General features: G+C 71.3%; 26 protein-coding genes and 1 riboswitch. Of the genes, 1 reads left to right on the top strand and 25 read right to left on the bottom strand.

From position 1 onward, the window contains the following. Nucleotides 1–6: 6 nt before the first annotated feature. The 10 genes from V4Y04_RS26830 to rpsB form a co-directional block, all read right to left on the bottom strand. Nucleotides 7–1,032, bottom strand: a complete 1,026-nt coding sequence (locus tag V4Y04_RS26830) for an ABC transporter ATP-binding protein (protein ID WP_332430895.1) — start codon at nt 1,030–1,032, stop codon at nt 7–9. Next, entirely contained in the window at nt 1,032–2,723 is a 1,692-nt protein-coding gene (locus V4Y04_RS26825; protein WP_443080094.1) for an ABC transporter permease, read from the bottom strand. The genes V4Y04_RS26830 and V4Y04_RS26825 overlap by 1 nt, the downstream gene beginning before the upstream one ends. Then, complete coding sequence (locus V4Y04_RS26820; protein ID WP_332430894.1) at nt 2,699–3,829, bottom strand: thiamine ABC transporter substrate-binding protein; 1,131 nt, start codon at nt 3,827–3,829, stop codon at nt 2,699–2,701. The genes V4Y04_RS26825 and V4Y04_RS26820 overlap by 25 nt, the downstream gene beginning before the upstream one ends. Nucleotides 3,830–3,907: 78 nt before the next feature. Next, nucleotides 3,908–4,013: riboswitch (TPP riboswitch) on the bottom strand. Nucleotides 4,014–4,061: 48 nt separating this feature from the next. Further along, nucleotides 4,062–5,168 carry a 23S rRNA (adenine(2503)-C(2))-methyltransferase RlmN gene (rlmN, locus tag V4Y04_RS26815; protein WP_332430893.1) on the bottom strand — a complete coding sequence of 369 codons (1,107 nt, stop codon included), beginning with the start codon at nt 5,166–5,168 and terminating at the stop codon, nt 4,062–4,064. A gap of 65 nt (nt 5,169–5,233) precedes the next feature. Further along, entirely contained in the window at nt 5,234–5,410 is a 177-nt protein-coding gene (locus V4Y04_RS26810) for a hypothetical protein (protein ID WP_332430892.1), read from the bottom strand. A 276-nt stretch (nt 5,411–5,686) separates the two neighbouring features. Next, nucleotides 5,687–6,814 carry a phosphatidate cytidylyltransferase gene (locus V4Y04_RS26805; RefSeq protein ID WP_332430890.1) on the bottom strand — a complete coding sequence of 376 codons (1,128 nt, stop codon included), beginning with the start codon at nt 6,812–6,814 and terminating at the stop codon, nt 5,687–5,689. Further along, nucleotides 6,814–7,371, bottom strand: a complete 558-nt coding sequence (gene frr / locus V4Y04_RS26800; RefSeq protein WP_332430889.1) for a ribosome recycling factor — start codon at nt 7,369–7,371, stop codon at nt 6,814–6,816. Before frr ends, V4Y04_RS26805 begins: the two co-directional genes overlap by 1 nt. Nucleotides 7,372–7,552: 181 nt before the next feature. Further along, on the bottom strand, nt 7,553–8,308 hold the full coding sequence (gene pyrH / locus V4Y04_RS26795; protein WP_332430888.1) for a UMP kinase: 756 nt from the start codon (nt 8,306–8,308) through the stop codon (nt 7,553–7,555). 190 nt (nt 8,309–8,498) lie between these two features. Continuing rightward, nucleotides 8,499–9,344 (bottom strand): translation elongation factor Ts, encoded by an 846-nt coding sequence (gene tsf / locus V4Y04_RS26790; protein WP_332430887.1) that lies wholly within the window; start codon nt 9,342–9,344, stop codon nt 8,499–8,501. Between the two features lie 202 nt (nt 9,345–9,546). Continuing rightward, complete coding sequence (rpsB, locus tag V4Y04_RS26785; protein WP_332430886.1) at nt 9,547–10,518, bottom strand: 30S ribosomal protein S2; 972 nt, start codon at nt 10,516–10,518, stop codon at nt 9,547–9,549. A 280-nt stretch (nt 10,519–10,798) separates the two neighbouring features. On the opposite strand from rpsB, the gene V4Y04_RS26780 reads away from it, so the two are divergent. After that, a complete protein-coding gene (locus V4Y04_RS26780; RefSeq protein WP_443080092.1) occupies nt 10,799–11,506 on the top strand; it encodes a M23 family metallopeptidase in 708 nt (235 codons plus the stop codon). 65 nt (nt 11,507–11,571) lie between these two features. Here the strand turns inward: V4Y04_RS26780 and V4Y04_RS26775 are convergent, their stop codons facing one another. The 15 genes from V4Y04_RS26775 to V4Y04_RS26705 form a co-directional block, all read right to left on the bottom strand. Then, complete coding sequence (locus tag V4Y04_RS26775; RefSeq protein ID WP_332433013.1) at nt 11,572–12,129, bottom strand: TetR/AcrR family transcriptional regulator; 558 nt, start codon at nt 12,127–12,129, stop codon at nt 11,572–11,574. A 171-nt stretch (nt 12,130–12,300) separates the two neighbouring features. Beyond that, nucleotides 12,301–13,143: an RNA polymerase sigma factor WhiG gene (gene whiG, locus V4Y04_RS26770; protein WP_332430884.1), complete on the bottom strand. Its 843-nt coding sequence runs from the start codon at nt 13,141–13,143 to the stop codon at nt 12,301–12,303. Nucleotides 13,144–13,477: 334 nt separating this feature from the next. Further along, nucleotides 13,478–14,665 (bottom strand): DNA-processing protein DprA, encoded by a 1,188-nt coding sequence (gene dprA / locus V4Y04_RS26765; protein WP_332430883.1) that lies wholly within the window; start codon nt 14,663–14,665, stop codon nt 13,478–13,480. After that, nucleotides 14,662–16,287 carry a YifB family Mg chelatase-like AAA ATPase gene (locus V4Y04_RS26760; RefSeq protein ID WP_332430882.1) on the bottom strand — a complete coding sequence of 542 codons (1,626 nt, stop codon included), beginning with the start codon at nt 16,285–16,287 and terminating at the stop codon, nt 14,662–14,664. Before V4Y04_RS26760 ends, dprA begins: the two co-directional genes overlap by 4 nt. Before the next feature lies 1 nt (nt 16,288). Next, a complete protein-coding gene (locus V4Y04_RS26755; protein ID WP_332430881.1) occupies nt 16,289–16,693 on the bottom strand; it encodes a YraN family protein in 405 nt (134 codons plus the stop codon). Between the two features lie 99 nt (nt 16,694–16,792). Beyond that, the gene (locus tag V4Y04_RS26750; RefSeq protein ID WP_003993268.1) at nt 16,793–17,101 is read right to left on the bottom strand and encodes a DUF2469 domain-containing protein; all 309 of its coding nucleotides are present in this window, start codon (nt 17,099–17,101) and stop codon (nt 16,793–16,795) included. Nucleotides 17,102–17,205: 104 nt separating this feature from the next. Next, the gene (locus V4Y04_RS26745) at nt 17,206–17,772 is read right to left on the bottom strand and encodes an NUDIX hydrolase (protein WP_332430880.1); all 567 of its coding nucleotides are present in this window, start codon (nt 17,770–17,772) and stop codon (nt 17,206–17,208) included. Further along, complete coding sequence (gene lepB / locus V4Y04_RS26740) at nt 17,762–18,547, bottom strand: signal peptidase I (RefSeq protein ID WP_332430879.1); 786 nt, start codon at nt 18,545–18,547, stop codon at nt 17,762–17,764. The genes V4Y04_RS26745 and lepB (V4Y04_RS26740) overlap by 11 nt, the downstream gene beginning before the upstream one ends. Nucleotides 18,548–18,649: 102 nt before the next feature. Beyond that, nucleotides 18,650–19,642 (bottom strand): signal peptidase I, encoded by a 993-nt coding sequence (gene lepB / locus V4Y04_RS26735; protein WP_332430878.1) that lies wholly within the window; start codon nt 19,640–19,642, stop codon nt 18,650–18,652. Continuing rightward, on the bottom strand, nt 19,530–20,624 hold the full coding sequence (lepB, locus tag V4Y04_RS26730) for a signal peptidase I (RefSeq protein ID WP_332430876.1): 1,095 nt from the start codon (nt 20,622–20,624) through the stop codon (nt 19,530–19,532). Before lepB (V4Y04_RS26730) ends, lepB (V4Y04_RS26735) begins: the two co-directional genes overlap by 113 nt. Continuing rightward, nucleotides 20,617–21,369: a signal peptidase I gene (gene lepB / locus V4Y04_RS26725; protein WP_332430875.1), complete on the bottom strand. Its 753-nt coding sequence runs from the start codon at nt 21,367–21,369 to the stop codon at nt 20,617–20,619. Before lepB (V4Y04_RS26725) ends, lepB (V4Y04_RS26730) begins: the two co-directional genes overlap by 8 nt. Before the next feature lie 33 nt (nt 21,370–21,402). Further along, complete coding sequence (gene rplS, locus V4Y04_RS26720; protein WP_332430874.1) at nt 21,403–21,753, bottom strand: 50S ribosomal protein L19; 351 nt, start codon at nt 21,751–21,753, stop codon at nt 21,403–21,405. 131 nt (nt 21,754–21,884) lie between these two features. Beyond that, the gene (gene trmD / locus V4Y04_RS26715; protein ID WP_332430873.1) at nt 21,885–22,718 is read right to left on the bottom strand and encodes a tRNA (guanosine(37)-N1)-methyltransferase TrmD; all 834 of its coding nucleotides are present in this window, start codon (nt 22,716–22,718) and stop codon (nt 21,885–21,887) included. After that, complete coding sequence (rimM, locus tag V4Y04_RS26710; protein ID WP_332430872.1) at nt 22,718–23,389, bottom strand: ribosome maturation factor RimM; 672 nt, start codon at nt 23,387–23,389, stop codon at nt 22,718–22,720. The genes trmD and rimM overlap by 1 nt, the downstream gene beginning before the upstream one ends. Nucleotides 23,390–23,471: 82 nt before the next feature. Beyond that, the gene (locus tag V4Y04_RS26705) at nt 23,472–23,711 is read right to left on the bottom strand and encodes an RNA-binding protein (RefSeq protein ID WP_055597159.1); all 240 of its coding nucleotides are present in this window, start codon (nt 23,709–23,711) and stop codon (nt 23,472–23,474) included.

Below are 23,711 nucleotides of genomic sequence, written 5' to 3'. Positions count from 1 at the left end.
ACCTCATTACCCGAGCACGACGATTTCGGCCGGGTCGAACTCCACTCCGACCTCGTCTCCGACCTCCGGTGCCGCCCGGAGGGCGCAGGCGGCCTCCAGGAGGGGCCCGTCACCGTCCGCCGGCTGGAGACGGACGGCGACATGGGTGCCGCGGAAGGTGCGCGCGGTGACGGTGCAGCGCAGGTCCGCCCCGTCCGGGAGCAGGCGGACGCCGGCCGGCCGGACCAGCAGGGTGCGCGTGCCCTGCGGGGCGTCCGCCGGTACCGGGATCTTGCCCCAGGGCGTCACCGCGACGTCCGCGGTGATCGTCGCCTCGGTCACGTTCTCGAAGCCGAGGAAGCGGGCCACGAACGCGTCGGCCGGGCGCTGCCACACCTCGAGTGGCGTACCGGACTGGGCGATCCGCCCGTCCCGCATCACCACGACCCGGTCGGCCAGCGCGAACGCCTCACCCTGGTCGTGCGTCACGGCGAGCACGGTGGTGCCCAGCCGGCCGAACAACTCCCGCAGCTCGACGACGAGCCGCTCCCGCAGCGAGCGGTCGAGCTGGCCGAGCGGCTCGTCGAGCATCAGCAGCCGAGGGCTGGGCGCCAGCGCACGGGCCAGCGCGACGCGTTGCTGCTCCCCGCCGGACAGCGCGGCCACGGCCCGCCCTTTTGCCCCGGGCATCCCGACGAGTTCCAGCAACTCCCTCACACGGTCGGCCTGGCCGGTGCGGGACGCCCCGCGCATCCGCAGTCCGAAGGCCACGTTGCCGCCCACGTCCCGCTGCGGGAACAGCTGGTGGTCCTGGAACATCAGCCCGACCCCGCGCCGGTGTGCGGGCACGCCCGCCTGGTCACGACCGTCGAGCACGACGTGCCCGGCGTCGAGGGGCTGCAGCCCGGCCACCGCGCGCAGCAGCGTCGACTTGCCGCTGCCACTGGGCCCGAGCACGCACACGATCTCGTGCTCGGCGACGTCCAGACCGACGGTGTCCAGCACCGCCCGGCCGCCGAAGCGGACGGTCGCGCCGCGCAGGCTGAGCAGCATCAGAACTCCCCGGTCCGGTCGGTCCGCAGCCGCTCCAGCACCAGCAGGGCCACCGCGCACACGATCATCAGAATCGTTGAAAGAGCCATCGCCTGGCCGTAGTTGAGCTCGCCGGGCCGCCCCAGCAGCCGGGCCACGGCCACCGGCAGCGTCGGGTTCTCCGGCCGCGCGATGAACACGGTCGCCCCGAACTCCCCCAGCGACACCGCGAACGCGAACCCGGCCGCGACCAGCAGCGCCCGCCGCACCATCGGCAGGTCGACCTCCCGCCAGGCCCGCCACGGCGACGCCCCGAGCACCGCCGCGGCCTCCCGCAGCCGGGCGTCCACGGCGCGCAGCACCGGCAGCATGGTCCGTACGACGAAGGGGACACCGACCAGGGCCTGCGCGAGCGGCACCAGGATCCAGGACGCCCTCAGGTCCAGCGGAGGCTCGTCGAGGGCGATCAGGAACCCGAAGCCGACGGTCACCGCTGACACCCCGAGCGGCAGCATCAGCAGCGCGTCGAAACCGCGCACCAGCCGTCCCGCGTCCCGCCGGGTGAGGGCGACGGAGGCGAGTGAGCCGATCACCACGGCGATGGCGGTGGCGACGACGGCGTACTGCAGGGAGTTGCCCACCGCCTCGATCGGTGCGACCAGGAACACCCCGCCGTCGTCCTCGGTGAGCCGCCGGTAGTAGCCGAGGCCGGCACCGGCGAACGACCGCTGCACCAGCACCGCGAGGGGCAGCAGGAGCAGCACGGCGACGGTGGCGACCACCCCGCCCAGCAGCGCCCACTGCCCGGCCCCGCGCGGCCTGCGCGCGGTCACCGAGGTGTCCACCAGGCGCAGCGCGGTCTCCCGGCGGCGCACGGTCCAGGCGTGCAGGGCGAGGATCGTGCCCACGGCGGCGAACTGGATCATCGTCAGGACGGCAGCCGTGGACAGGTCGAAGATCTCGGCGGTCTGCCGGTAGATCTCCACCTCCAGGGTGGAGAAGGTGGGTCCGCCGAGGATCTGCACCACCCCGAAGGAGGTGAAGGTGAAGAGGAACACCATCAGCGCGGCGGCGGCCACGGCGGGCGCGAGGGCCGGCAGGGTGACGCTCCGCCAGGCCGCGAACCGGGAGGCGCCCAGCATCCGCGCGGCCTCCTCCTGCCGCGGGTCGAGCTGGCCCCACAGTCCGCCCACGGTCCGTACGACGACGGCGTAGTTGAAGAAGACGTGGGCGAGCAGGATCGCCCACACGGTGGTGTCCAGGCGCAGCCCCCACAGCTCGTCGAGGAGCCCGCCGCGCCCGACGAGCGCCATGAACGCCGATCCGACGACGACGGTCGGGAGCACGAACGGAACGGTGACCACCGCCCGCAGCACCTGTCTGCCGGGGAAGTCGAAGCGGGCGAGGACATACGCGCCGGGCAGGGCGATCAGCAGGGTCAGGGCGGTGGAGACGAGTGCCTGCCAGGTGGTGAACCAGAGCACCTGGCGGACGTCGGACTGCGCCAGCGCCTCCCCGATCCGGCCGAACTGCCAGACGCCGTCGGTCCTCAGCCCGCGGGCGACGATCGCGGCGATCGGGTGGGCGAAGAAGACGGCGAAGAACGCGACGGGCACGACCATCAGGCCGAGCCGCACCGCGTTCCCTCGCCACCGGGCCGCGGCGCGGCGCGCCGCGGCCCGGTGGCCTACTTCAGTACGAGTGAGGTCCACGACTTGACCCACTGGTCACGGTGCTCGGCGATCTTCGCCGGATCCATCGTCTGGGGATCCTTCGCCCGCGGCCCGAACCGGGCGAACTCCTCGGGCACCTGGGCGTCCTCGCGCACCGGGTGGACGAACATGTTGAGCGGCATGTCCTCCTGGAACTCCTTGGAGACCAGGAAGTCCAGCAGCGCCTTGCCGCCCTCGGGGTTCTTCGCGTTGCTCAGCAGCCCCGCGTACTCGACCTGGCGGAAGCAGGTCCCCTCGGCCACGCCGGTGGGCGCGGTCTTCGGCCTGGGGTCGGCGTAGATGACCTCGGCGGGCGGCGAGGAGGCGTAGGACACCACCAGCGGCCGGTCCGCCTTGGCCTTCCTGCCACCGGCCGATCCGGAGAACTCCTCGTTGTAGGCCTGCTCCCAGCCGTCGACCACCTTGACGCCGTTGGCCTTGAGCTTCTTCCAGTAGTCCTGCCAGCCCTCGTCCCCGTACCGGGCGGCGGTGCCGAGCAGGAAGCCGAGGCCGGGCGAGGAGGTGGAGGCGTTCTCGGTGACGAGGAGGTTCTTGTACTCGGGCTCTACCAGGTCGTCGAGGGTCTCGGGCGGGGTCAGCTTCCGCTCGCTGAACCACGCCTTGTCGTAGTTGACGCAGATGTCGCCGGTGTCGACGGGCGTGACCCGGTGCTTGCCCCCGTCGGCGCGGACCTCCGGCAGGATCCTGTCGGCGTCCTTCACCTCGTACGGCTGGAACAAACCGTTGTCGAGGGCGCGGGAGAGCAGGGTGTTGTCGACGCCGAAGAAGACGTCGCCCTGCGGGTTGTCCTTGGTCAGGATCGCCTTGTTCACCGCGGACCCGGTGTCGCCGTCCTCCAGGACCTTGACCTGGTAGCCGGACTGCTTCTCGAAGGCGGCGATGACGTCCTCGGAAGCGGCCCACGAGTTATGGCTGACCAGCGTCACGGTCTTCGGCCCGCCGGACGTGGAGCCCGGTCCCGCGTCGTCGCCGCCGGACGAACCGCAGGCGGACAGCGTGATCAGGCCCAGCCCGACGGCCAAGACCGTGACCTGACGCGTGACCTTCCCCGCGGCCTTGCGGGTGCCCTGCTCGGTGGTGCTCACTGATTCCCTCCTGGGGGTGACCAGGAAGAGACGCGGCCCCGCCCGGAACCCTGATGGGCACCGGGCAGGGCGCTACAGCTCGAGTGGTGACCGATCTCCCTACCCAGAATGACCTGGGCCAGGTTCGGAGGGTCTGCGGCCGTCGCCGCACTCTCAGCGCTGTGGCGCTCCCCTGTCGGAATATGAAGATGACGTTTTCGACCGGTATGAAGTTGTCCGTACTGCGGCCAGGCTACCCCTCGCTCGCGGCGAGCTGGCCACAGGCCCCGTCGATCTCCTGTCCACGGGTGTCCCGGACGGTCACCGGCACACCGTGCGCGGCGATCGCCTCGACGAACGCCTTCTCGTCCTCGGGCCGCGAGGCGGTCCACTTCGAGCCGGGCGTCGGGTTCAGCGGGATCAGGTTGACGTGCACGGGGCGGCCCTTCAGCAGCCGTCCCAGGCGGTCACCGCGCCACGCCTGGTCGTTGATGTCCCGGATGAGCGCGTACTCGATGGACAGGCGCCGTCCCGACCTGGCCGCGTACGCGAAGCCGGCGTCGAGCACCTCGCGCACCTTCCACCGCGTGTTCACGGGAACCAGGGTGTCGCGCAGCTCGTCGTCGGGCGCGTGCAGGGAGATGGCGAGGCGGCACTTGAAGCCCTCGTCGGTGAACCGGTGGATCGACGGGACCAGTCCCACGGTGGACAGGGTGATCCCACGCTGCGACAGCCCGAGTCCGTCCGGCTCCGGATCGGTGAGACGGCGGATGGCGCCCACGACCCGGTTGTAGTTGGCGAGCGGCTCGCCCATCCCCATGAACACGATGTTGGACAGCCGAGCCGGCCCTCCCGGCACCTCGCCGTCCCGCAGCGCCCGCATGCCGTCCACGATCTGGTGCACGATCTCCGCGGTGGACAGGTTCCGGTCCAGACCGGCCTGCCCGGTGGCGCAGAACGGGCAGTTCATCCCGCAACCCGCCTGCGAGCTGATGCACATGGTCACCCGGTCCGGGTACCGCATCAGCACGGACTCCACGAGCGTCCCGTCGAACAGCTTCCACAGCGTCTTGCGGGTGGTGCCCTCGTCGGTCGACAGATGCCGTACGACGGTCATCAGCTCGGGAAGCAGCGCCTCCTGGAGCCGGGTACGGGAGCCGGCCGGGATGTCCGTCCACTGCTCCGGGTCGTGCGCGTACCGCGCGAAGTAGTGCTGCGACAGCTGCTTGGCACGGAACGGCTTCTCACCGGCCGCTGCGACCGCCTCCTTGCGCTCGGCGGGCGTGAGGTCGGCAAGGTGCCGCGGCGGCTTCTTGGCTCCGCGCGGCGCTGCGAATACGAGTTCTCCGGGCTTAGGCATAGCTGTACCAGTGTCGCAGATCCAACCGGGTGACCGCGCGGACCGGCCGAGGTGCCCGGAACCGGTCAGAACAAGCCGCCGACCAGGGCCGCGACCCACGAGCCGTAGCTCTTCCAGCGGTGGGACATACGGCAGTACAGGCGCGGTGTGCGCCGCCCGTCCTGGTCGATCAGGGTGTCGCACCACCGGCATGGCAGGTCACCCCGGTATCTGCCGTCCGCCCCGAGCCTTGCCTGCGCCATGGCGGATACCTTACCGATGCGCGCACACGCCGGGCAGGAGGGGGTTGTGGGGCGGGACGTGCCCGGGCCCGGCCGAGCCCTTCCTGCGACGGGACGAGCCCCCGCGCACGATGCCGATGTGCGCGGGGGCTCGAATGACGCCGGAGGCGGACGGCCGGCTCCCGACGAAGACCGCCGGCGGCAACCACACCACCGGAGCCGTCGGCAGCGGGGAGTCCAGACGGTCCATGCCGTATCCATCTGCGGCACGGCGCCGCACGACGCCGCGCCCCTCCCTCACCCGGACCCGACGAAGACCACCAGCAGCAACCACACCACCGGAGCCGTCGGCAGCAGGGAGTCCAGACGGTCCATGATGCCGCCGTGCCCCGGCAGCAGTGTGCCCATGTCCTTGATACCGAGGTCCCGCTTGATCATGGACTCGCCCAGGTCGCCGAGGGTGGCGCTGACCGAGACGGCGAGCCCGAGCAGCAGTCCCTGCCACCAGGTGCCGTCGTCGATCAGGAACTGCATGCACAGCGTGCCCGCCACCATGGCGAAGGCGACCGCGCCCAGCAGGCCCTCGCGGGTCTTGCCGGGGCTGATGCGGGGGGCGAGCTTGTGCGTGCCGAAGCGCCAGCCGATGGCGTACGCGCCGGTGTCGGCGACGACCGTGATCACTATGAACGTCAGCACCCGCCAGGGCCCGTCGTCCGCGGCCAGCATCATCGACACGAAGGTCGCCAGGAACGGTACGTAGAACGCGGCGAAGACCCCCGCCGTGACGTCCCTGAGGTAGTTCTCGGGCGGTTGGGCCATCCGCGCGACCAGTACCGCCAGCGCGGTGAGCGCCATCGCGATCCACGCGCCGTCGCTGCCCCAGACGTATCCGGCGACGATCATGGCCGCACCACCGACGGCGAGCGGCACGAACGGCGCCTTGATGCCCTTGCGCTCCTCCAGCCGCTTCGTCAGCTCCCGCAGGCCCACGACGATGGCGACGGCGACGACGCCGACGAAGACGGCCTTGACGACGAACAGTGACACGGCGACCAGCGCGCAGAGCCCGGCGCCCACCCCTATCGCGGCACGCAGATCACGCCCCGCGCTCTTCTTCTGCGGCGGGGGCGCCGGCTGCGGGGCGTCGGGCATGGGCTCCGGATTCTGCGGCATCTCCCCGGGGTGGGGGCGCGCCCGTGTCGGCTCGTCTCGGAACAGAGGGCCGCTCGGCCGGGCAGCCCTCCGGTCCGTCTCCTGATCACCGCCGTGTTCGGGCGTGCCGGGCACGATCGGCATGGGGCGAGTCTGCTGCGCGTGGTGCGCGTCGTACGGGGGACCCGCCGGGACAGCTCCCTGGACGGCCCCCTGGTCGGGCGGCCCCCAGTCCCCGGCCTGCGGCGGCGCCCCCCAGGAAGATTCGTTCATCAGACCTCGAGGAGTTCCGCTTCCTTGTGCTTCAGGAGCTCGTCCACCTGGGCGACATACTTCGCGGTGGTGTCGTCGAGCTCCTTCTCCGCACGGCGTCCCTCGTCCTCGCCGACCTCGCCATCCTTGATCATCTTGTCGATGCCGTCCTTGGCCTTGCGGCGCACGGCGCGGATGGAGACCTTGGCGTCCTCGCCCTTGGTCCTGGCGACCTTGATGAAGTCGCGACGGCGCTCCTCGGTCAGCTCCGGGAACACCACGCGGATGATGTTGCCGTCGTTGCTCGGGTTGACGCCCAGGTCGGAATCGCGGATGGCCTGCTCGATGTTGCGCAGTGCGCTCTTGTCGAACGGCGTCACCACGGCCATGCGCGGCTCGGGCACGGAGAACGAGGCCAGCTGGTTGATCGGCGTCAGCGCGCCGTAGTAGTCGGCCACGATCTTGTTGAACATCGCCGGGTGCGCACGACCGGTGCGGATCGCGGCGAGGTCCTCCTTGGCGACCACGACGGCCTTCTCCATTTTCTCCTCGGCCTCGAGGAGGGTCTCTTCGATCACCACTTGCTCCTGCGTGTCTTGAGTAGGCCCGGCCGCGGTTCCCTGTCGGGGCGGCGGCCGGCTGCGTCGCGTCTTCTTCCTGCACGGTTCCCGACCGGTGGGACATTGTCCATCCCCCGGCCCGGCCCGCCCCGTCCGTCCCCCGGGGGTGTCGTCCCTCGGACGGGTGCTTGTGGTCCGGTCACTTCCGGTCCGTCGGGTCACCCACCAGCGTGCCGATCTTCTCACCCTTGACGGCGCGCGCGATATTGCCCTCCGCCAGCAGTTCGAAGACGACGATGGGGAGCTTGTTGTCGCGGCACAGGGTGACGGCCGTGGCGTCGGCGACCTTCAGATCACGCGTGATGACCTCGCCGTACCCGAGGTGGTCGAACTTCACCGCGTCGGGGTTGGTCTTCGGGTCGGAGTCGTAGACCCCGTCCACCCCGTTCTTCCCCATCAGCAGGGCCTCGGCGTCGATCTCCAGGGCACGCTGGGCGGCGGTGGTGTCGGTGGAGAAGTACGGCATGCCCATGCCTGCGCCAAAGATGACCACGCGGCCCTTCTCCAGGTGCCGTACGGCCCGCAGCGGGATGTAGGGCTCGGCGACCTGGCCCATGGTGATGGCGGTCTGGACCCTGGAGTCCACTCCCTCCTTCTCCAGGAAGTCCTGGAGTGCGAGGCAGTTCATCACGGTGCCGAGCATGCCCATGTAGTCCGAGCGGGCCCGGTCCATGCCGCGCTGCTGGAGTTCGGCACCGCGGAAGAAGTTGCCGCCGCCGATGACGATGGCGATCTCGGCGCCGTCACGGACGACTGCCGCGATCTCGCGTGCGACGGCGTGCACCACGTCGGGATCGACGCCCAGGCCTCCGCCACCGGAAAAGGCCTCTCCGGACAGCTTCAGCAGAAAGCGTCCGTGCACTGTGCCGTCGTGGCTCTTCTCAGCCTTGGTCATCGGGGATCCCGCCTCTTTCACCTGTTGCACATACGAAGGAGGCCACTGCCGGTGGGGTGTGGTACGCATCCCATGCGGCAATGGCCTCCTCGTCAGATCTGCTGTCGTCCGGCACGCGCGCGTGCGTGACGGCGTGTCCGAACGACTGCCGACGACCCTATAGGGGTCGTACGCCCGTCGCGGTACGGACTCAGATGCCGACCTTGATGCGCGTGAAGCGCTTCAGGGTGACACCGGCCTCGTCCAGAACCTTCTGGACGGACTTCTTGTTGTCCAGCGCGTAGGGCTGGCCCAGCAGGGTGGCGTCCTTGAAGAAGCCGTTGAGGCGACCCTCGACGATCTTCGGCAGGGCGGCCTCGGGCTTGCCCTCCGCGCGGGTGGTCTCCTCGGCGACGCGGCGCTCGGTCTCGATGACCTCGGCCGGCACGTCCTCCTTGGAGAGGTACTGCGGCGCGAAGGCGGCGATGTGCTGGGCGATGCCCTTGGCGACCGCGGCGATCTCGTCGGTCTGCTTGTCGAACTCGACGAGAACACCGATCTGCGGGGGCAGGTCGGGCATCGTGCGGTGCATGTACGCCGAGACGTAGCCGTCGGTGAACTGGGCGAAACGGTCCAGGACGATCTTCTCGCCCAGGTTGGCGTTGGCCTCGTCGACGTACGCCTGGACCGTCTTGCCGGCCTCGATCTCGGAGGCGAGCAGGGCCTTGAGGTCGGCCGGGGAGGTCGCGACGACGTGCTTGGCGATGGCGTCGGCCACGGCCTGGAACTTCTCGCCCTTGGCGACGAAGTCCGTCTCGCACTTCAGCTCGACGAGGACGCCGGAGGAGTTGTCGTCGGCGATGATCGAGACCACGGCGCCGTTCTCGGCGGAGCGGCCCTCGCGCTTGGCGACGCCCTTCTGGCCCTTGATACGGAGCGCCTCGACGGCCTTCTCGACGTTGCCCTCGGCCTCGTCCAGCGCCTTCTTGCAGTCCATCATGCCGGCGCCGGTGAGCTCCCGGAGCTTCTTGACGTCGGCGGCGGTGTAGTTCGCCATGAGTCTGTGATTCTTTCTCGAAGTCTGGAGAATCGGAGATCTGCGGGGTCTGCGGTCCACAGTGGACTGTCCGAGCTGGGAAACCGTGACGCGCCGCGCACCTACGGGTGAACGGCGGGAGCGGTGGAGGTATCTCCCATGCCCTTCAGGCAATGGGGGATCATGTCACCCGCTCCCGCCGTCATCAGCACTGACGGGCGGCTCAGGCCTGGTCGGCCTCGGCGGCCGGGGCGTCGGCGGCCACGGGGGCCTCCTCAGCCGGCTTCTCGGCCTCGGCGGCGGCCGGGGCGTCGGCAGCGGGGGCCTCGACGGTGTCCGCGGCGGGGGCCTCGACGGCGTCCGCGGCGGGGGCCTCGGCGGGCTTCTCGGCCTCGGCGGCGGCCGGGGTCTCGTCGGCCTTCTTCTCACCCTCGAGCAGGTCGCGCTCCCACGCGGCGAGGGGCTCACCGGCGGCCTTCTCGCCCTTGCCCTCGGTGGCGACACCGGAGCGGGAGATGAGGCCCTCGGCGACCGCGTCGGCGATCACGCGGGTGAGCAGGGTGACGGAGCGGATCGCGTCGTCGTTGCCCGGGATCTTGTAGTCGACCTCGTCGGGGTCGCAGTTGGTGTCGAGGATGGCGACGACCGGGATGTTGAGCTTCCGGGCCTCGCCGACCGCGATGTGCTCCTTCTTGGTGTCCACGATCCAGACGGCGCTGGGCACCTTCTGCATCTCGCGGATACCGCCGAGGGTCTTCTCCAGCTTGGCCTTCTCGCGGGAGAGGACCAGCAGCTCCTTCTTGGTGAGGCCGGAGGCGGCCACGTCCTCGAAGTCGATCTGCTCGAGCTCCTTGAGGCGCTGCAGACGCTTGTAGACGGTCGAGAAGTTGGTGAGCATGCCGCCCAGCCAGCGCTGGTTGACGTACGGCATACCGACGCGGGTGGCCTGCTCCGCGATGGCCTCCTGCGCCTGCTTCTTCGTACCGACGAACATGACCGTGCCGCCGTGGGCGACGGTCTCCTTGACGAACTCGTAGGCGCGGTCGATGTACGACAGCGACTGGAGCAGGTCGATGATGTAGATGCCGTTGCGCTCCGTGAAGATGAAGCGCTTCATCTTCGGGTTCCAACGACGGGTCTGGTGACCGAAGTGGACGCCGCTCTCCAGCAGCTCCCGCATCGTGACGACGGCCATAGCCGTATCTCCTTGATTTTCTCGGTTGTACCGCGGGAGCCGGCGGCTCCCGCGCCTGACGCCCACGACGCGCCGTTGCCACGAAGGACCGAGGGGCGCTGACATCGGGAGCGGTCGTGACCAGTCCTGATGTCGGGGCGTGCGAAGTCGACCCGGTGACCCGGGTCGCCACCAGAAGTGTACGGGACCCGGGGGGGTACTGGGTGACGCCGTTGTCCACAACCGGGTGGTGGTCCACAGGTCCGGGCCGTGATCACGGATTCCGGGGAGGCTCTCCGGCATGCGAATGAGCCGATTTCCGAGGATGTGGGCGCGCCTGATCGTCCTGCTGGTCCTGACCCCGACGGCCCTGCTGTCGCCGCCGCCGTCGGCACTGCCGGCGGCACTGCCGCTGCTGCTCACGGCCGGGGCCGGGGCCGGGGAGCCGGCCGGGGCCGGGGCCGGGGAGCCGGCTCCGGTCCCCCGTGCCGGGGCCCCGGCCGCCGAGCCCGGAGTGCCGGCCGTCGAGCCCGGAGTGCCGGCCGTCGGACGGGTCTGGCCCGTGGGGGTACGGCCCCGGGTACTGCGGGGCTGGGAACCGCCGGAGACCCCGTACGGGCGCGGGCACCGGGGAGTGGACCTGGCGGCGGCGCCGGGGACGCCGGTGCGGGCGGTGGCTGCGGGCCGGGTCTCCTTCGCCGGGCAGGTGGCCGGGCGGGGCGTCGTCTCGGTGGAGCTGTCGGGCACGGGGACGCCGCCGCTGCGTACCACCTACGAGCCGGTCCTCCCGTCGGTGGGGAAAGGGGCCGAGGTGGTGCCGGGCGAGGTGATCGGCGCGGTGGCGGCGCCGTCCCCGGAGAGGAGCCCTCATTGCGCGGCACCCTGCCTTCACTGGGGCCTGCTCAGAGCGGACGTCTACCTCGACCCGCTCGCCCTGCTCCCGCCCTGGCTCCTGCGCGACGGTCCGCCGAGGCTCCTCCCGGTCCTCGGCCTGCCGGTACCCGAGTGACCTGCCGGGCGGGCTGCGACGGGCGGCCGCGGCAATGGGGCGGTGGGGCGGCGGCGGGGCGGCAGTCAGGGCCGGACGCCGCGCAGGGTCATGGCGACCGCCGCCTCCGTGATGGTCTCCGGATGTTCGGCGGCGCCGAGTTCGATGCGGCGCACCGCTGCGTCGACCACACCCTGGAGCAGCATCGCCGCGAGCCGGGGCTGGTCGTGACCCAGTTCGCCCAGGGCCTCGACGATCATCGCGATAAGGCCGCCGTGTGCCGCGCGGATCTTCTCCCTGGCACCCGCGTCGAGTTCGCTCGCGGAGATCGCCACCACGGCCCGGTGACGCCGGTCCCCGACCAGCTCCAACTGCTTGCGGACGTACGCCTCGATCTTGGCCTCAGCTCCGTCGGCCGCGGCCATCGCCGTCTCCACCTCGGCCGCCCAGACCGGGAAGTCGACCTCGCACAGTTCCTCGACGACAGCCGCCCGGGACCGGAAGTACTCGTAGACGGACGAGCGCGCCAGGCCCGTGCGCTCGGCGAGGGCGGGGAAGGTCAGCGCCTCCGTACCGCCCTCGGACAGCAGGGAGCGTGCCGCGTCCAGCAGGGCGGCGCGTTGCATCGACCGGTGCTCGGCCACAGAGGCCGCTCGAATCCTTGGCACGCCACCACTTTACGGACGCGCCGCGCGGGGCGGGAGTCCCCGGCCGAAACCGCAGGTCGCACGGCCGCATTCCGCCGCCGGGCCCGGCGGCCGGCTCGGCCGACAGGCCGAGCCGACAGGCCGAGCCGACAGGCCGAGCCGGTCGGCTCAGCCCCGGAAGCTCGCCAGCTTCGCCCTGAGCTGGAGCACGGACTTGGTGTGGATCTGGCTGACCCTGCTCTCGGTGACCCCCAGCACATGGCCGATCTCGGCCAGGGTGAGCCCCTCGTAGTAGTACAGCGTGACCACGGTCTTCTCCCGTTCCGGGAGTGTGTTGATCGCCCGCGCCAGGAACCGTCGCAGCTCCCGGTCCTCGGCCACTTCCACCGGGTTGTCGGCGGCGGTGTCCTCCAGGGTGTCCATCAGACTGAGCCGGCCGCCACCGTCGCCCCCGGCATGCAGCAGCTCCTCCAGCGCGACGACGTTGGCGAGCGACAACTGGCTGAAAACCGCGTGCAGCTCGTCCACGGCAATGCCCATCTCCGCGGCGACCTCGCTCTCCGTCGGCGTACGCCTGAGCCGTGCCTCCAGCGTCGCGTACGCCCGCTCCACCTTGCGCGCCTTCTGCCGCACCGAGCGCGGAATCCAGTCCAGGGCCCGCAGTTCGTCGATCATCGCGCCCCTGATGCGGGTGATCGCGTAGGTCTCGAACTTGATCTCCCGGTCGACGTCGAACTTCTCGATCGCGTCGATCAGCCCGAACACCCCGGAGGAGACGAAGTCCGCCTGGTCGACATTGGGCGGCAGCCCCACGCTGACCCGGCCCGCGACGTACTTCACCAACGGCGAGTAGTGCAGGATCAGCTGCTCCCGCAGCCGCTCGTCGCCCGTCGCCTTGTACGACCGCCACAGCTCGTCGAGCGTCGAGGGAGCGGGCGGCCGCACGCTGCCACCGTCGCGGGCGGCTGGGTGGATCGCCGCCCGGTCGGACCCGGAGGTGTGCTGGGGCATTCGTCGCCTTGTGCCGTTCTGCAGTGGACTGGTACTGCCTGGGTGAGCTGTCTGTCTGATGCCGAGCTGCCTGTCTGTGCCGCTTGCCCGTACCGCCTGCGGTCTCGCCTGCCGGGCATCCTTCCCCGCTGTCGTTCCGCGCCGGGACGCTTGCGAGCGTAGCGTGACTATGGGGTCGCGGTGTGCGAGGAAGTGAGGTCGGGGCGAGCGTGAGGGGGTCCCGCACACCACCCCACCGGGTGAACCACGTCGCTCTGTGTGACCACCCGGGTGCTCCAACTGACGTATTTTCCAAGGGCTGTGGCCGTTCCCCCGGACGGCCGAACACCCTGTGTCAGGGAACCTCTGAACCGTCGTCGGCCGGGATCACCGCCTGGCGTGTCAACTTCCAGCCGTCGCCGTGTCGTTCGACGTAACCAAGTGCTCGCAGTTCGTACAGTCTCGCGATCGCGTCGTCCCGGGTGGTCCGTGCGTCGCACGCGATCCCGTCGGCGAGGGCCGCGCCGCGCGCGGGCAGCGCGTCGAGGACCTGGTGGGCGGTGGGTGGCAGCAGATCCCGGGGCAGCACCGGCCCACGTCGTTCCGGGGCCAGTTCGCCCATGTCCCCGACCAGTTCGACGATCTCCGCGGCATCGGTGACCAGTACCGCGCCCTGTCTCAGCAGTTCGTGCACCCCGGCCGAGCGTCCGCTGGTGGCCGGTCCCGGTACTCCCATCGTGTGACGTCCGAGGTGCCCGGCCGCCCTGGCGGTCACCAGGGAGCCGCTGCGGTGCGCGGCTTCGACGACCACGGTGCCCCGGGTGAGTGCGGCGATGACCCGGTTGCGGAGAATGAACCTGCTCGGAGTCGGGTGATCGCCGGGCGGCAACTCGCCGATGACCAGCCCTTGTTCCGCGATCCTGGTGATCAGCCCGGTGTGTCCGCGCGGGTAGGGCCGGTCGACGCCGCAGGCGAGTACGGCGACGGTGGCACCACCCGAGCCGAGCGCTCCGCGGTGAGCGGCGCCGTCGACCCCGTAGGCGCCGCCGGAGACCACGACCCAGCCGCGCTCGGCGAGCTCGGCGGCGAGGGTGGCGGCCATGTGGGCGCCGTACTCGGTGCAGGCGCGGGCGCCGACGACGGCGACCGAGCGCAGCGCCCACATCCGCAGGTCGGCGGGGCCGCGCACCCACAGCCCGAGGGGCCGGCCGTCCCCCAGGTCGTCGAGCTGCCGGGGCCACTCGGCCGTCCCGGGGTACACGAACCGCACCCCGGCGCTCCGCGCGACGGCGAGGTCCCGGCCGGGGTCGGCCCGCTCGGCCCGCGCCAGCAGCCCGGCCCAGCGCCGGCCGCTCGCCCCCGGCAGCGGTTCGCCCCCTGCCCGCAGCCGCGCCGCCACCTCCCGCGCGCCCAGTTCCCGCACCCACCGCCCACCGGTCTCGTCGCCGGGTTCGACCACGCGCGTGAGGAAGATCCGGGCGAGGAGTTCGCCGTCCACGGGTCCTTCCACGGGCTCGGCCGCGAACCCGGCCGCGCCGCTCATGTCAGCGCCCCGATCGCCATGGGCACCCCGCGCGGGACGCCGGTGCGCAGGTGCAGGGCGAGAGCGACGTCCCTGGCGTCGGGCCGGTCGCGGCCGACCAGGTCGGCGACGGTCCACGCGACCCGCAGCACCCGGTCGAGTCCACGCGCGCTGAGCACGCCTCGTTCCAGACTCCGCTCGGCGTCGTCCATCGCGCCGGGTACCGCGTGCCAGCGGTTGCGCAGCTCCCGTCCGGGGATGTCGCTGTTGGTGCGCCACGGGGTGCCCGCGAGCCGCCTCGCGGCGCGTTCCCGGGCCGCGCGCACCCGGTCGGCGACCGTGGCGGTGGACTCTCCGCAGGCCCCGTCGGCGGTCAGTTCGGCGCGGGTGACGCGTTCGGCCTCGACCCGCAGGTCGACCCGGTCGAGCAGCGGGCCGGACAGCCGGGCCTGGTAACGGCGGATCGACGAGGGCGGGCACTCGCACAGGGTGTCCTTCGGCGAGAAGCGGCCGCAGGGACAGGGGTTGGCGGCGAGCACCATGAGGAACCTCGCCGGGAAGCGCACCACACCCGAGCTTCGCGCGATGACGACGTGCCCGGCCTCCAGCGGCTGGCGCAGGGCGTCCAGGGCGTGGCTGCCGAACTCGGGGGTCTCGTCCAGAAAGAGCACGCCCCGGTGCGCGAGCGACACGGCTCCGGGGCGGGCCATACCGGGGCCGCCGCCGACGAGCGCCTGCATGGTGGCCGAGTGGTGCGGGGCACAGTAGGGGGCGGTGTCGATCAGGGGTTTGTCCGGGGGCAGCAGGCCGGCCACCGAGTGCACGGCGGTGACCTCCAGGGACTCCTGCCGGTCGAGCGGGGGCAGGAGCGAGGGCAGCCGTTCCGCAAGCATGGTTTTTCCTGCCCCCGGCGGCCCTTCGAGGAAAAGGTGGTGTCCGCCGGCGGCCGCCACCTCCACCCCGGTCCGCGCCGGGAGCTGGCCGACGACGTCCGCGAGGTCGTGGCCGGTGTCGTACTGTGCCGCGCAGGTGCTGTGCATGCCGGTGGCCGCGCCGGTGCCGGGCATCCGCAGTCCGGCGAGGAGCGGGTCGGGCCGTCCCTGGTGGGCGGGTTCCTCCTCGGGCACCGGCTCGTCGGTGAGGAAGGCGATCAGCTGGCGCAGGCTGCGGACGCCCAGCACGGACACGCCCGGCACCAGCGAGGCCTCGGCGGCGGCGCACTCGGGCACCACTACCTGTTCGTACCCGGCGTCGGCCGCCGCGACGACCGCGGGCAGCGTGCCCCGGACCGGCCGCACCCTGCCGTCCAGGCCCAGCTCGCCGATCATCACGAGGTCGGCGAGCACCCGTGGGTCGATCCGCTCGGCGGCGCCCAGGACCGCGCTGGCGACCGCCAGATCGAAGCCGCTGCCCGCCTTCGGCACCGACGCCGGGCTGAGCCCCACGGTGAGCTTCTTCTGCGGCCATTCCGCCCCGGAGTTGACGACCGCCGCCCTGACCCGGTCGCGGCTCTCCGTCAGGCTCTTGTCCGGCAGCCCCACCAGTGTGAACGCCGCCACTCCCGGTTCCAGGTCTGCCTGGACCTCCACGACCACGCCCTCGACGCCGACCAGCGCCACCGAGCACGTACGGGCGAACCCCATCTCAGGCCACCCCCCGGACATGCTCCACCCGGGGCCCGCCACGCTTCGGCAGCAGGACGCCGACCAGGTCGATGCGGACGCCCCCGGGCGGTGCTCCTCCGCGCTCCTGGAGCCGGCGTTGCGCCAGGTCCCGCAGGCGGTCCGCCTTGGCGGGGGTGATCGCCTCCATGGGGTGCTGGAAGGACGCGGCCCTGCGGGTCTTCACCTCGCAGACGACGAGGACGTCGCCGTCCCTGGCCACGATGTCGATCTCGCCGGTCCTGCCGCAGCGCCAGTTGCGCTCCAGGACCGTCATTCCGGCCTGCTCCAGCCGCCGCGCGGCCAGCGCCTCGCCGTACCTGCCGAGTGCGTTGCGTGCCTGCTGTCGGGGATTCATGTCGGCACCACCTCCGGCACCAACCGTCACGCGGCCGGCCGTCCGGAGTGGATCTTGGTGGACAACCCGGCGGTTGTGGAAAACTCCGTCACCCGCCGGGGCGGCCCATGCCCCCGCCAGGCCCTCGGATCACCCGCTCGGAAGCTCCAGATCGCTCTTGTTGAGTTCCTCGATGTTCACGTCCTTGAATGTCAGGACACGCACCTGCTTCACGAACCTGGCCGGCCGATACATGTCCCAGACCCAGGCATCCGCCATGGACACCTCGAAGAACACCTCACCCTGGACCGAGTGCACCTGCATCTCGTAGTCGTTGGTCAGATAGAAGCGGCGCTCGGTCTCGATCACGTATTTGAACAGACCGACGACGTCGCGGTACTCCCGGTAGAGCTTCAGCTCCATCTCGGTCTCGTACTTCTCGAGGTCCTCGGCGCTCATGGCATGTTCCCCTTCACCCGTGCGATCCCACCATTGTGCGCCAGCCCCGGGGGCCGCCGTCCCCGAACCGGGCCGATCCGCCGGACGGCCCCCGGGGCCTGCGGCTAGACGATCTCGGTGTCCAGGATCACGGGTCCGGCCGGGGCGCCCTCGTCGAGCAGGGTGCGCAGCAGCCCGGCGAGTCTCATCGGATACACCGTCTCATGGGTCCGAGCCAGTTCCGGGCATGTCCACCAGCGTGATCCGATGACGCTGCGCCGCTCCAGCTCGGTCAGTGCCGTGGCTCCGGTGGCCGTCCTCGTGGTGCGGGCGAGGTAGTACCACTCGTCCTGGTCCCAGCGGCGGCCCGCGAACGGAAAGGAGCACGTCCGCCGCCACAGCACGGGCCCCAGCTCCACCTCCGTGATGCCGGTCTCCTCCGCGAGCTCCCGCAGCGCCGCCTGTTCACGGGTCTCGTCGCCCTCCACGCCACCGCCGGGTGTGAACCACCAGTCGTCGGCGGGGTCGTCCGGCTCATGGCCGTGCAGCAGCAGGATGCGGTCCCTCGGATCCAGCAGGACGACGCGGGCGACCCTGCGCAGCCCGCCTCCGCCTCCGCTCCTGCCCTCGCCCTCGCCCTCGCCTTCAGCCTCGTAGGAATCGCCGGTGGCGTGGGGCATCTCAGCAGACACCGCCCGCCCTCGCTTCCGCGTCCGCACGACGGGCCCGGGAGGCGTCCGCCCGCTGGGCGAGCGGGCCGTACGCGGCCCCGCCGAGGATCAGCACGGCCCCGCCGATGGCCATGGCGACGACCGTCGGCAGTGGCCCCGGCGCGGAGAGGTCTCCGAGCTCCTCGAAGCCTGTCGGGGTCTTCAGCATGCCGTCCATCGGCCAGACCACCGCGTCGACCCGGGCCTCGACCGCCTCGCGGGAGACGGTGCCGTTCGCGGCGTCGGTGAGATGGGAGGCCGAGTCCAGGGAGCCGCTTCGCTCGTCACCGAGAAGGAACAGGCGTCCCTTCGGCACGGTCACCTCCGGGAAGGCGCTCAGCCCGGTCGCCTCGTCCTCGGAGAGATACGGCTCGTCGATCTCCGTGGCGTTGACCTTCAGCGTGCCGTCCTGCCCGGTGGAGACGGTGTCCCCGCCGACGGCGACCACCCGCTTGACGATCGGTACGTCCGCCCAGTCGGCGTCCTCGAAGACCACGACGTCACCGCGGCGGACGTCGCCGCCGTCGACGCGCTGGGCCAGCACCCGGTCGCCGGCCCCGATCGTCGGCGCCATCGAGGGGGTGGGCACGGTGTACGGCAGGTACACCAGCGCTCCCCAGACGAACCCGCCGAGGAACAGCGCCAGGCCCAGCGCCACGGCCAGTGAGGACAGTCGCTGCCCGGTCCGGCTGCCCGCCGGTCCCCGGCCCGTGCCGGCGCCCCGCGAAGCCGTACGTGTCGTGCTCCGACCAGTCATGGGCGGCACCCTACCCGGCAGTACCGGACCGGGTCAGCCCCTCCTTCGGGCAGCCGGCTCGGCGTCCGCCCGCGGACCGGGGCCCTGGGCCCGCCCGCAGGCTCAGGTCCTGGGCCCGCCCTCGCGCCGGCGGTCCCACCTGCGCCGCCACAGCACCAGCGGTACCGCGCCCACGAGCGCGACCCCCTGGGGTGCCACCGTCGGCGCCGCGGAGGCCGGTGCCGGAGCGCTCAGCGCCGGCTGGTCGAAGACGTCCGGGACCTCGAGCATGTCCCAGCGGCCGACCGGCCAGGCGATGACGACGGCACGGCCGACGACCTCACTCACCGGGACCATGCCGTTGTTCTTGTCGGCCCGGTTGTAGCGGGAGTCCCGGGAGTTCTGCCGGTGGTCGCCCATGACCCAGATCTTGCCGTCGGGGACCTCGACCTTGAACTGGCCGCCCTGGTCGTCCTGGCTGCACGGAGTGTTGCCCGGGTAGACGTAGTCCGCCTCGTTCAGGGCGACGCCGTTGACCGTCAGCGGGCCGGTGCCCTTGCACTCGACGACGTCGCCGCCGACTCCGATGACCCGCTTGATCAGGTCCTTCTCCTCCGCCGACGGCATCAGACCGATCCAGCTGAGGAACGTCTGGAACGCGTTGGGATCGGGCGTGGGCTCGCCCGCCAGCCAGTTGTCGGGGTCGTGGAAGACCACGACCTCGCCGCGCTCGGGCTCGGAACCGAACCAGGGGGTGAGCTTGTCGACCAGGACACGGTCGCCCTGCTGCAGGGTGTTCTGCATCGAGTCCGACGGGATGGAGAACGCCTGCAGCAGAAACGTCTTGATCAGGAGCGCCAGGACCAGCGCGATACCGACCAGGATGGGCAGCTCCTTCCAGAAGGAGCGTGGTTTCTTCTGCTCGCGGGGCGGCTCGTCCGGCCCCCGGTCGTCCCTTTCCGGCCGGTCGTCCGTCACTCTTCCCTCTCCTGCCGCCGGGGAGTCACTCCCGGAGGTCGCGGCGCCGTCCTCGACCGGGACGTAGGGCCCCGCGGGACGCCCGCGCTGCTCCTCGCCGTCGGCTCCGGACCGTGCGCCAACCGCCACATCCCCCACGCCAGCTCCTCACTCTGTGCCGCCGCCTGCCCCATGCGCGGCGCAGGCCCACCACTCCCATAACGAGCGGGAGTTCCGCAGGGCTCGGGAGCTGAATCATTCCGTTCGAATCATCCGGGGCAACCCTATGCGACAGCTGGGCGGCAGCGGTCGACCCCGGCGCCGAGTCCGACACGGACGCGTAGGTTGTCGGTTCGTCCAGCATGTTCCAGTGACCGAACGGCCAGGCAATGACCATGGCCCGGCCCACCACCTCCTCCTCGGAGACGGTGCCGCCGTAGTCGGTGTCCTGGTGGGCACGGGAGTCGGCGGAGTTGGACCGGTGATCGCCCATCACCCACAGGCGTCCCTGGGGCACGGTGACGTCGAACGGCGCCGTGGACGGGGCGTTTCCCGGGAAGAGGTAGTCACTTTCCTCCAGGGGCACTCCGTTGACGGTGACCCGTCCCTGCGTGTCGCAGCACTGGACCTGGTCGCCGCCGACCCCCACGACCCGCTTGATGAGGTCCTTCTCGTTCTCCGAGGGCAGCAGGCCGATGAAGGTGAGCCCGGCCTTGACCTGCTTGATGCCGACCGGGTCCTCCTTCTGGGGGGTGGGCTGCTCGTCCTGCAGCCAGCCGCCGGGGTCCTTGAACACGACGACGTCCCCACGCTGCGGCTTGGAGCCGAACCACGGGGTCAGCTTGTCCACCAGGACACGGTCGCCGACCTGGATCGTCTGCTCCATGGACCCGGACGGGATGACGAAGGCCTGGACGAGGAACGTCTTCAGCACCAGCGCTATCAGGACGGCGACCCCGATGAGCAGCGGTATCTCCTTGACCGCACCGCGCCGGCGGCGCCGTTTGACCTTCTGCTGGAGTTTGCGCCGGTCGACCCGGCCGCGTCCGCTCGACGCGCTCACCGCGCGGCGCGCACCGGTGGGCAGCAGGTTGTCCGCGGCGCTCGCCGGAACGCCGCGGGGTTTGCCGCGGTTACCCATGGGTTCCCTCCCCCGGGCGCGCCGCGTCCACCCGGGCGGCCGGCACCGGAGCCGGCACGCGCGCGTAGGCGTCGGGGCGGTGCAGCCGGGTGGCACGGCCGAAGGGCGAGACGATCCAGTCGGCGCGGCCGATCACCCTGCTCACCGGGATCATGCCGCCGCCGGGCGAACCGAGACGGTCACGGGAGTCGCTGGAGGAGCCGCGGTGGTCGCCGAGCACGAACAGGCGCCTCTCGGGGACCACGACGTCGAAGGGCACCGTGGAGGCGCTCTCGCCTGGGAACAGGAAACCCGACTCGTCGACCGTCCGGTCGTTCACCCGGATCCTTCCCTCCTTGTCGCAACAGACCACGTGGTCCCCGCCCACACCGACAACGCGCTTGATGTAGTCGGCGTCCCCGAAATACTCGGTGCCGTCGAACACGACCACGTCGCCGCGCTGCGGTCCGGCACCGAAACGGTATGCCAACTTGAGTACGAGAACACGGTCCCCGGCCCTCAACGCGGGCTCCATCGATCCGCTGGGGATCTGGAACGGCCGGGCCACGAAGGTGCTGAGCGCCGACAGGAGCAGCAGCACGAGGAGCAGGGCCACGGTGATCCGCCCCCCGGGGAGCCGTCCCACGAGGTGCCCTGCCAACGCGGAACGCGACCGTCCCTCCGGGCCCGGGGCCCCCGAGGTGTCCTCGGGTCCGGCCGGGTGGGGGGAGCGGTCGCGCTCCGTCGACTGTGCTTCGGTGTCCATCGAGGCCAGATGCTATCCGGCCCCGGGAAGCGCTCAGTTCTCGCGCTTCTCCTTGATCTTCGCCGCCTTGCCGCGCAGCTCACGCAGGTAGTACAGCTTGGCGCGGCGGACGTCGCCCTTGGTGACGAGCTCGATCTTCTCGACGATCGGGGTGTGCACCGGGAAGGTGCGCTCGACGCCGACGGAGAAGGAGACCTTGCGGACCGTGAAGGTCTCGCGCACGCCGGCACCCTGGCGGCGGACCACCACGCCCTTGAACTGCTGCACACGGGAGCGGGTGCCCTCGATGACGCGCACGTGGACGTTGACGGTGTCACCGGGACGGAAGTTCGGGAGGTCGCTGCGCAGCGACGCGGAGTCGACGGAGTCGAGCAGGTGAGACATTTCGTCTGCTTTCTTCGCTGATGCCGCAGGTCATCAACGGCAATAGGGGTTCGGATCGGGGTGTGCGGTCCGGGACGGGCGTCGTGTCCCCCTGCGGCAGGGGCGCACGCCGGACGACGCACAACAGCGGCCTATTCTTCCACGCCGCCGGTGCTGCGCCAAAATCGGCCGTACGGTTCCCCGGCCGGGTCCGGCTCCCAGCCCAGGATGGAGAGCATTTCGCGGTCCTTCTTGTCGAAGGCCTTGGGCTCACAGCGCTCGATGAGGTCGGGCCGGTTGGCCGTGGTGCGTCTCAGCGCCTCGTCGCGCCGCCAGCGGGCGATCTTCCCGTGGTGGCCGCTGAGCAGCACCTCGGGAATCCCCCGGTCGCGCCAGACGGGCGGCTTGGTGTGTACCGGTCCTTCCAGGAGGTTGGCCATGGCGCCCGGGGCGAAGGAGTCGTCCCGGTGGGACTCGGCGTTGCCCAGGACGCCGGGCAGCAGCCGGGCCACGGCCTCGGTGACGACGAGGACGGCCGCCTCTCCGCCGGCCAGGACGTAGTCGCCGATGGACACTTCGTACACCGGCACGCGGGTCGCGTACTCGTCGACGACGCGCCGGTCGATGCCCTCGTAGCGGGCCGGGGTGAAGATCAGCCAGGGGCGTTCGGAGAGGTGGACGGCGAGTTCCTGGGTGAAGGGCCGGCCGCTGGGGGTGGGGACGATCAGGGCGGGCGCGTGTGCGCCGGCCTCGTAGCCGTCCGCCAGGATCTCGTCGAGCGCCTCGCCCCACGGCTCGGTCTTCATGACCATGCCGGGACCGCCGCCGTACGGGGTGTCGTCGACGGTGTTGTGCCGGTCATGGGTCCAGGAGCGGAGGTCGTGCACCTGGACGTCCAGTTGTCCACGCGCGCGCGCCTTGCCGACGAGGGAGACGTTCAGCGGCTCGAGGTACTCGGGAAAGATGGTGACGACGTCGAGCCGCATCAGGCCTCGTCCCGCGTGGCGGCGTCCTCGTCCCGCGTGGCGGCGTCCTCGTCCCGCGTGGCGGCGTCCTCGTCCCGCGTGGCGGCGTCCTCGTCCCGCGTGGCGGCGTCCTCGTCCCGTGTGGCGGCGCCGTCTTCGTCAGCGGCTTCGTCGCGGGCGGACCGGTCGTCGATGAGGCCCGGCGGCGGGTCGATGACCGCACGCTGTTCCTCGAGGTCGATCTCGGTGACGATCTGCTCCACGAACGGCACGAGCACCTCGCCGCCGTCGGGGCGCTCCACCACGAAGAGGTCCTGCGTCGGCAGGTGGGCGATCTCGGTGATCCGGCCCACCGGCTGCCCGTCCCGGGTCACGACGTCGAGGTCGATCAGCTGGTGGTCGTAGTACTCGTCCTCGTCCTCGGGCTGCTCGTCCGGGTCGATCTCGGCGATGAGGAGGGTGTTGCGCAGCGCCTCGGCGCCGGTGCGGTCACGGACGCCCTCGAAGCGCAGCAGGAGGCGGCCGCTGTGCACCCGGCCGGTCTCGATGGTGAGCGGTCCGGCGGAGGCGGGGTCGGTGGCCAGAACGGCACCGGGCCCGAGTCTCAGCTCCGGCTCGTCGGTGCGGACCTCCACGGTGACCTCGCCCTTGATGCCGTGGGCACGGCCGATGCGAGCGACTACCAGCTGCACTGTGTTTCGATCTCCTGTCGTACGACGACGGGCCGGGGACGGCCCTGAGGCCCTCCCCGGCCCGAGCCGGTTGCGCTGAGCGTCAGCGGACGTGGTCCACGTCGACGAGGTCGACACGGACACCGCGGCCGCCGATGGCGCCCACGACGGTGCGCAGGGCGCGTGCGGTGCGGCCGTTGCGGCCGATCACCTTGCCGAGGTCGTCCGGGTGGACCCGGACCTCGAGCACACGCCCGCGACGCAGGTCGCGCGAGGCGACCTGCACATCGTCGGGATGGTCGACGATGCCCTTCACGAGGTGCTCGAGAGCCTCCTCGAGCAT

It is taken from the genome of Streptomyces sp. P9-A2, from assembly GCF_036634175.1.
Lineage (GTDB): Bacteria > Actinomycetota > Actinomycetes > Streptomycetales > Streptomycetaceae > Streptomyces > Streptomyces pratens.
This window is presented reverse-complemented; position numbering and strand designations above follow the sequence as displayed.

Bases quoted from the DNA above. Each gene is read 5' to 3' on its own strand.
- pyrH (WP_332430888.1), bottom strand. From the start codon at position 8,308: ATGACCAAGGCTGAGAAGAGCCACGACGGCACAGTGCACGGACGCTTT.
- V4Y04_RS26760 (WP_332430882.1), bottom strand. From the start codon at position 16,287: ATGGGGTTCGCCCGTACGTGCTCGGTGGCGCTGGTCGGCGTCGAGGGC.
- V4Y04_RS26810 (WP_332430892.1), bottom strand. From the start codon at position 5,410: ATGGCGCAGGCAAGGCTCGGGGCGGACGGCAGATACCGGGGTGACCTG.
- lepB (WP_332430875.1), bottom strand. From the start codon at position 21,369: ATGGACACCGAAGCACAGTCGACGGAGCGCGACCGCTCCCCCCACCCG.
- V4Y04_RS26805 (WP_332430890.1), bottom strand. From the start codon at position 6,814: ATGAACGAATCTTCCTGGGGGGCGCCGCCGCAGGCCGGGGACTGGGGG.
- V4Y04_RS26705 (WP_055597159.1), bottom strand. From the start codon at position 23,711: ATGCTCGAGGAGGCTCTCGAGCACCTCGTGAAGGGCATCGTCGACCAT.
- V4Y04_RS26780 (WP_443080092.1), top strand. From the start codon at position 10,799: ATGCGAATGAGCCGATTTCCGAGGATGTGGGCGCGCCTGATCGTCCTG.
- V4Y04_RS26750 (WP_003993268.1), bottom strand. From the start codon at position 17,101: ATGAGCGCCGAGGACCTCGAGAAGTACGAGACCGAGATGGAGCTGAAG.
- tsf (WP_332430887.1), bottom strand. From the start codon at position 9,344: ATGGCGAACTACACCGCCGCCGACGTCAAGAAGCTCCGGGAGCTCACC.
- lepB (WP_332430876.1), bottom strand. From the start codon at position 20,624: ATGGGTAACCGCGGCAAACCCCGCGGCGTTCCGGCGAGCGCCGCGGAC.
- rpsB (WP_332430886.1), bottom strand. From the start codon at position 10,518: ATGGCCGTCGTCACGATGCGGGAGCTGCTGGAGAGCGGCGTCCACTTC.
- dprA (WP_332430883.1), bottom strand. From the start codon at position 14,665: ATGAGCGGCGCGGCCGGGTTCGCGGCCGAGCCCGTGGAAGGACCCGTG.
- lepB (WP_332430879.1), bottom strand. From the start codon at position 18,547: ATGACTGGTCGGAGCACGACACGTACGGCTTCGCGGGGCGCCGGCACG.
- rlmN (WP_332430893.1), bottom strand. From the start codon at position 5,168: ATGCCTAAGCCCGGAGAACTCGTATTCGCAGCGCCGCGCGGAGCCAAG.
- rplS (WP_332430874.1), bottom strand. From the start codon at position 21,753: ATGTCTCACCTGCTCGACTCCGTCGACTCCGCGTCGCTGCGCAGCGAC.
- trmD (WP_332430873.1), bottom strand. From the start codon at position 22,718: ATGCGGCTCGACGTCGTCACCATCTTTCCCGAGTACCTCGAGCCGCTG.
- whiG (WP_332430884.1), bottom strand. From the start codon at position 13,143: ATGCCCCAGCACACCTCCGGGTCCGACCGGGCGGCGATCCACCCAGCC.
- V4Y04_RS26830 (WP_332430895.1), bottom strand. From the start codon at position 1,032: ATGCTGCTCAGCCTGCGCGGCGCGACCGTCCGCTTCGGCGGCCGGGCG.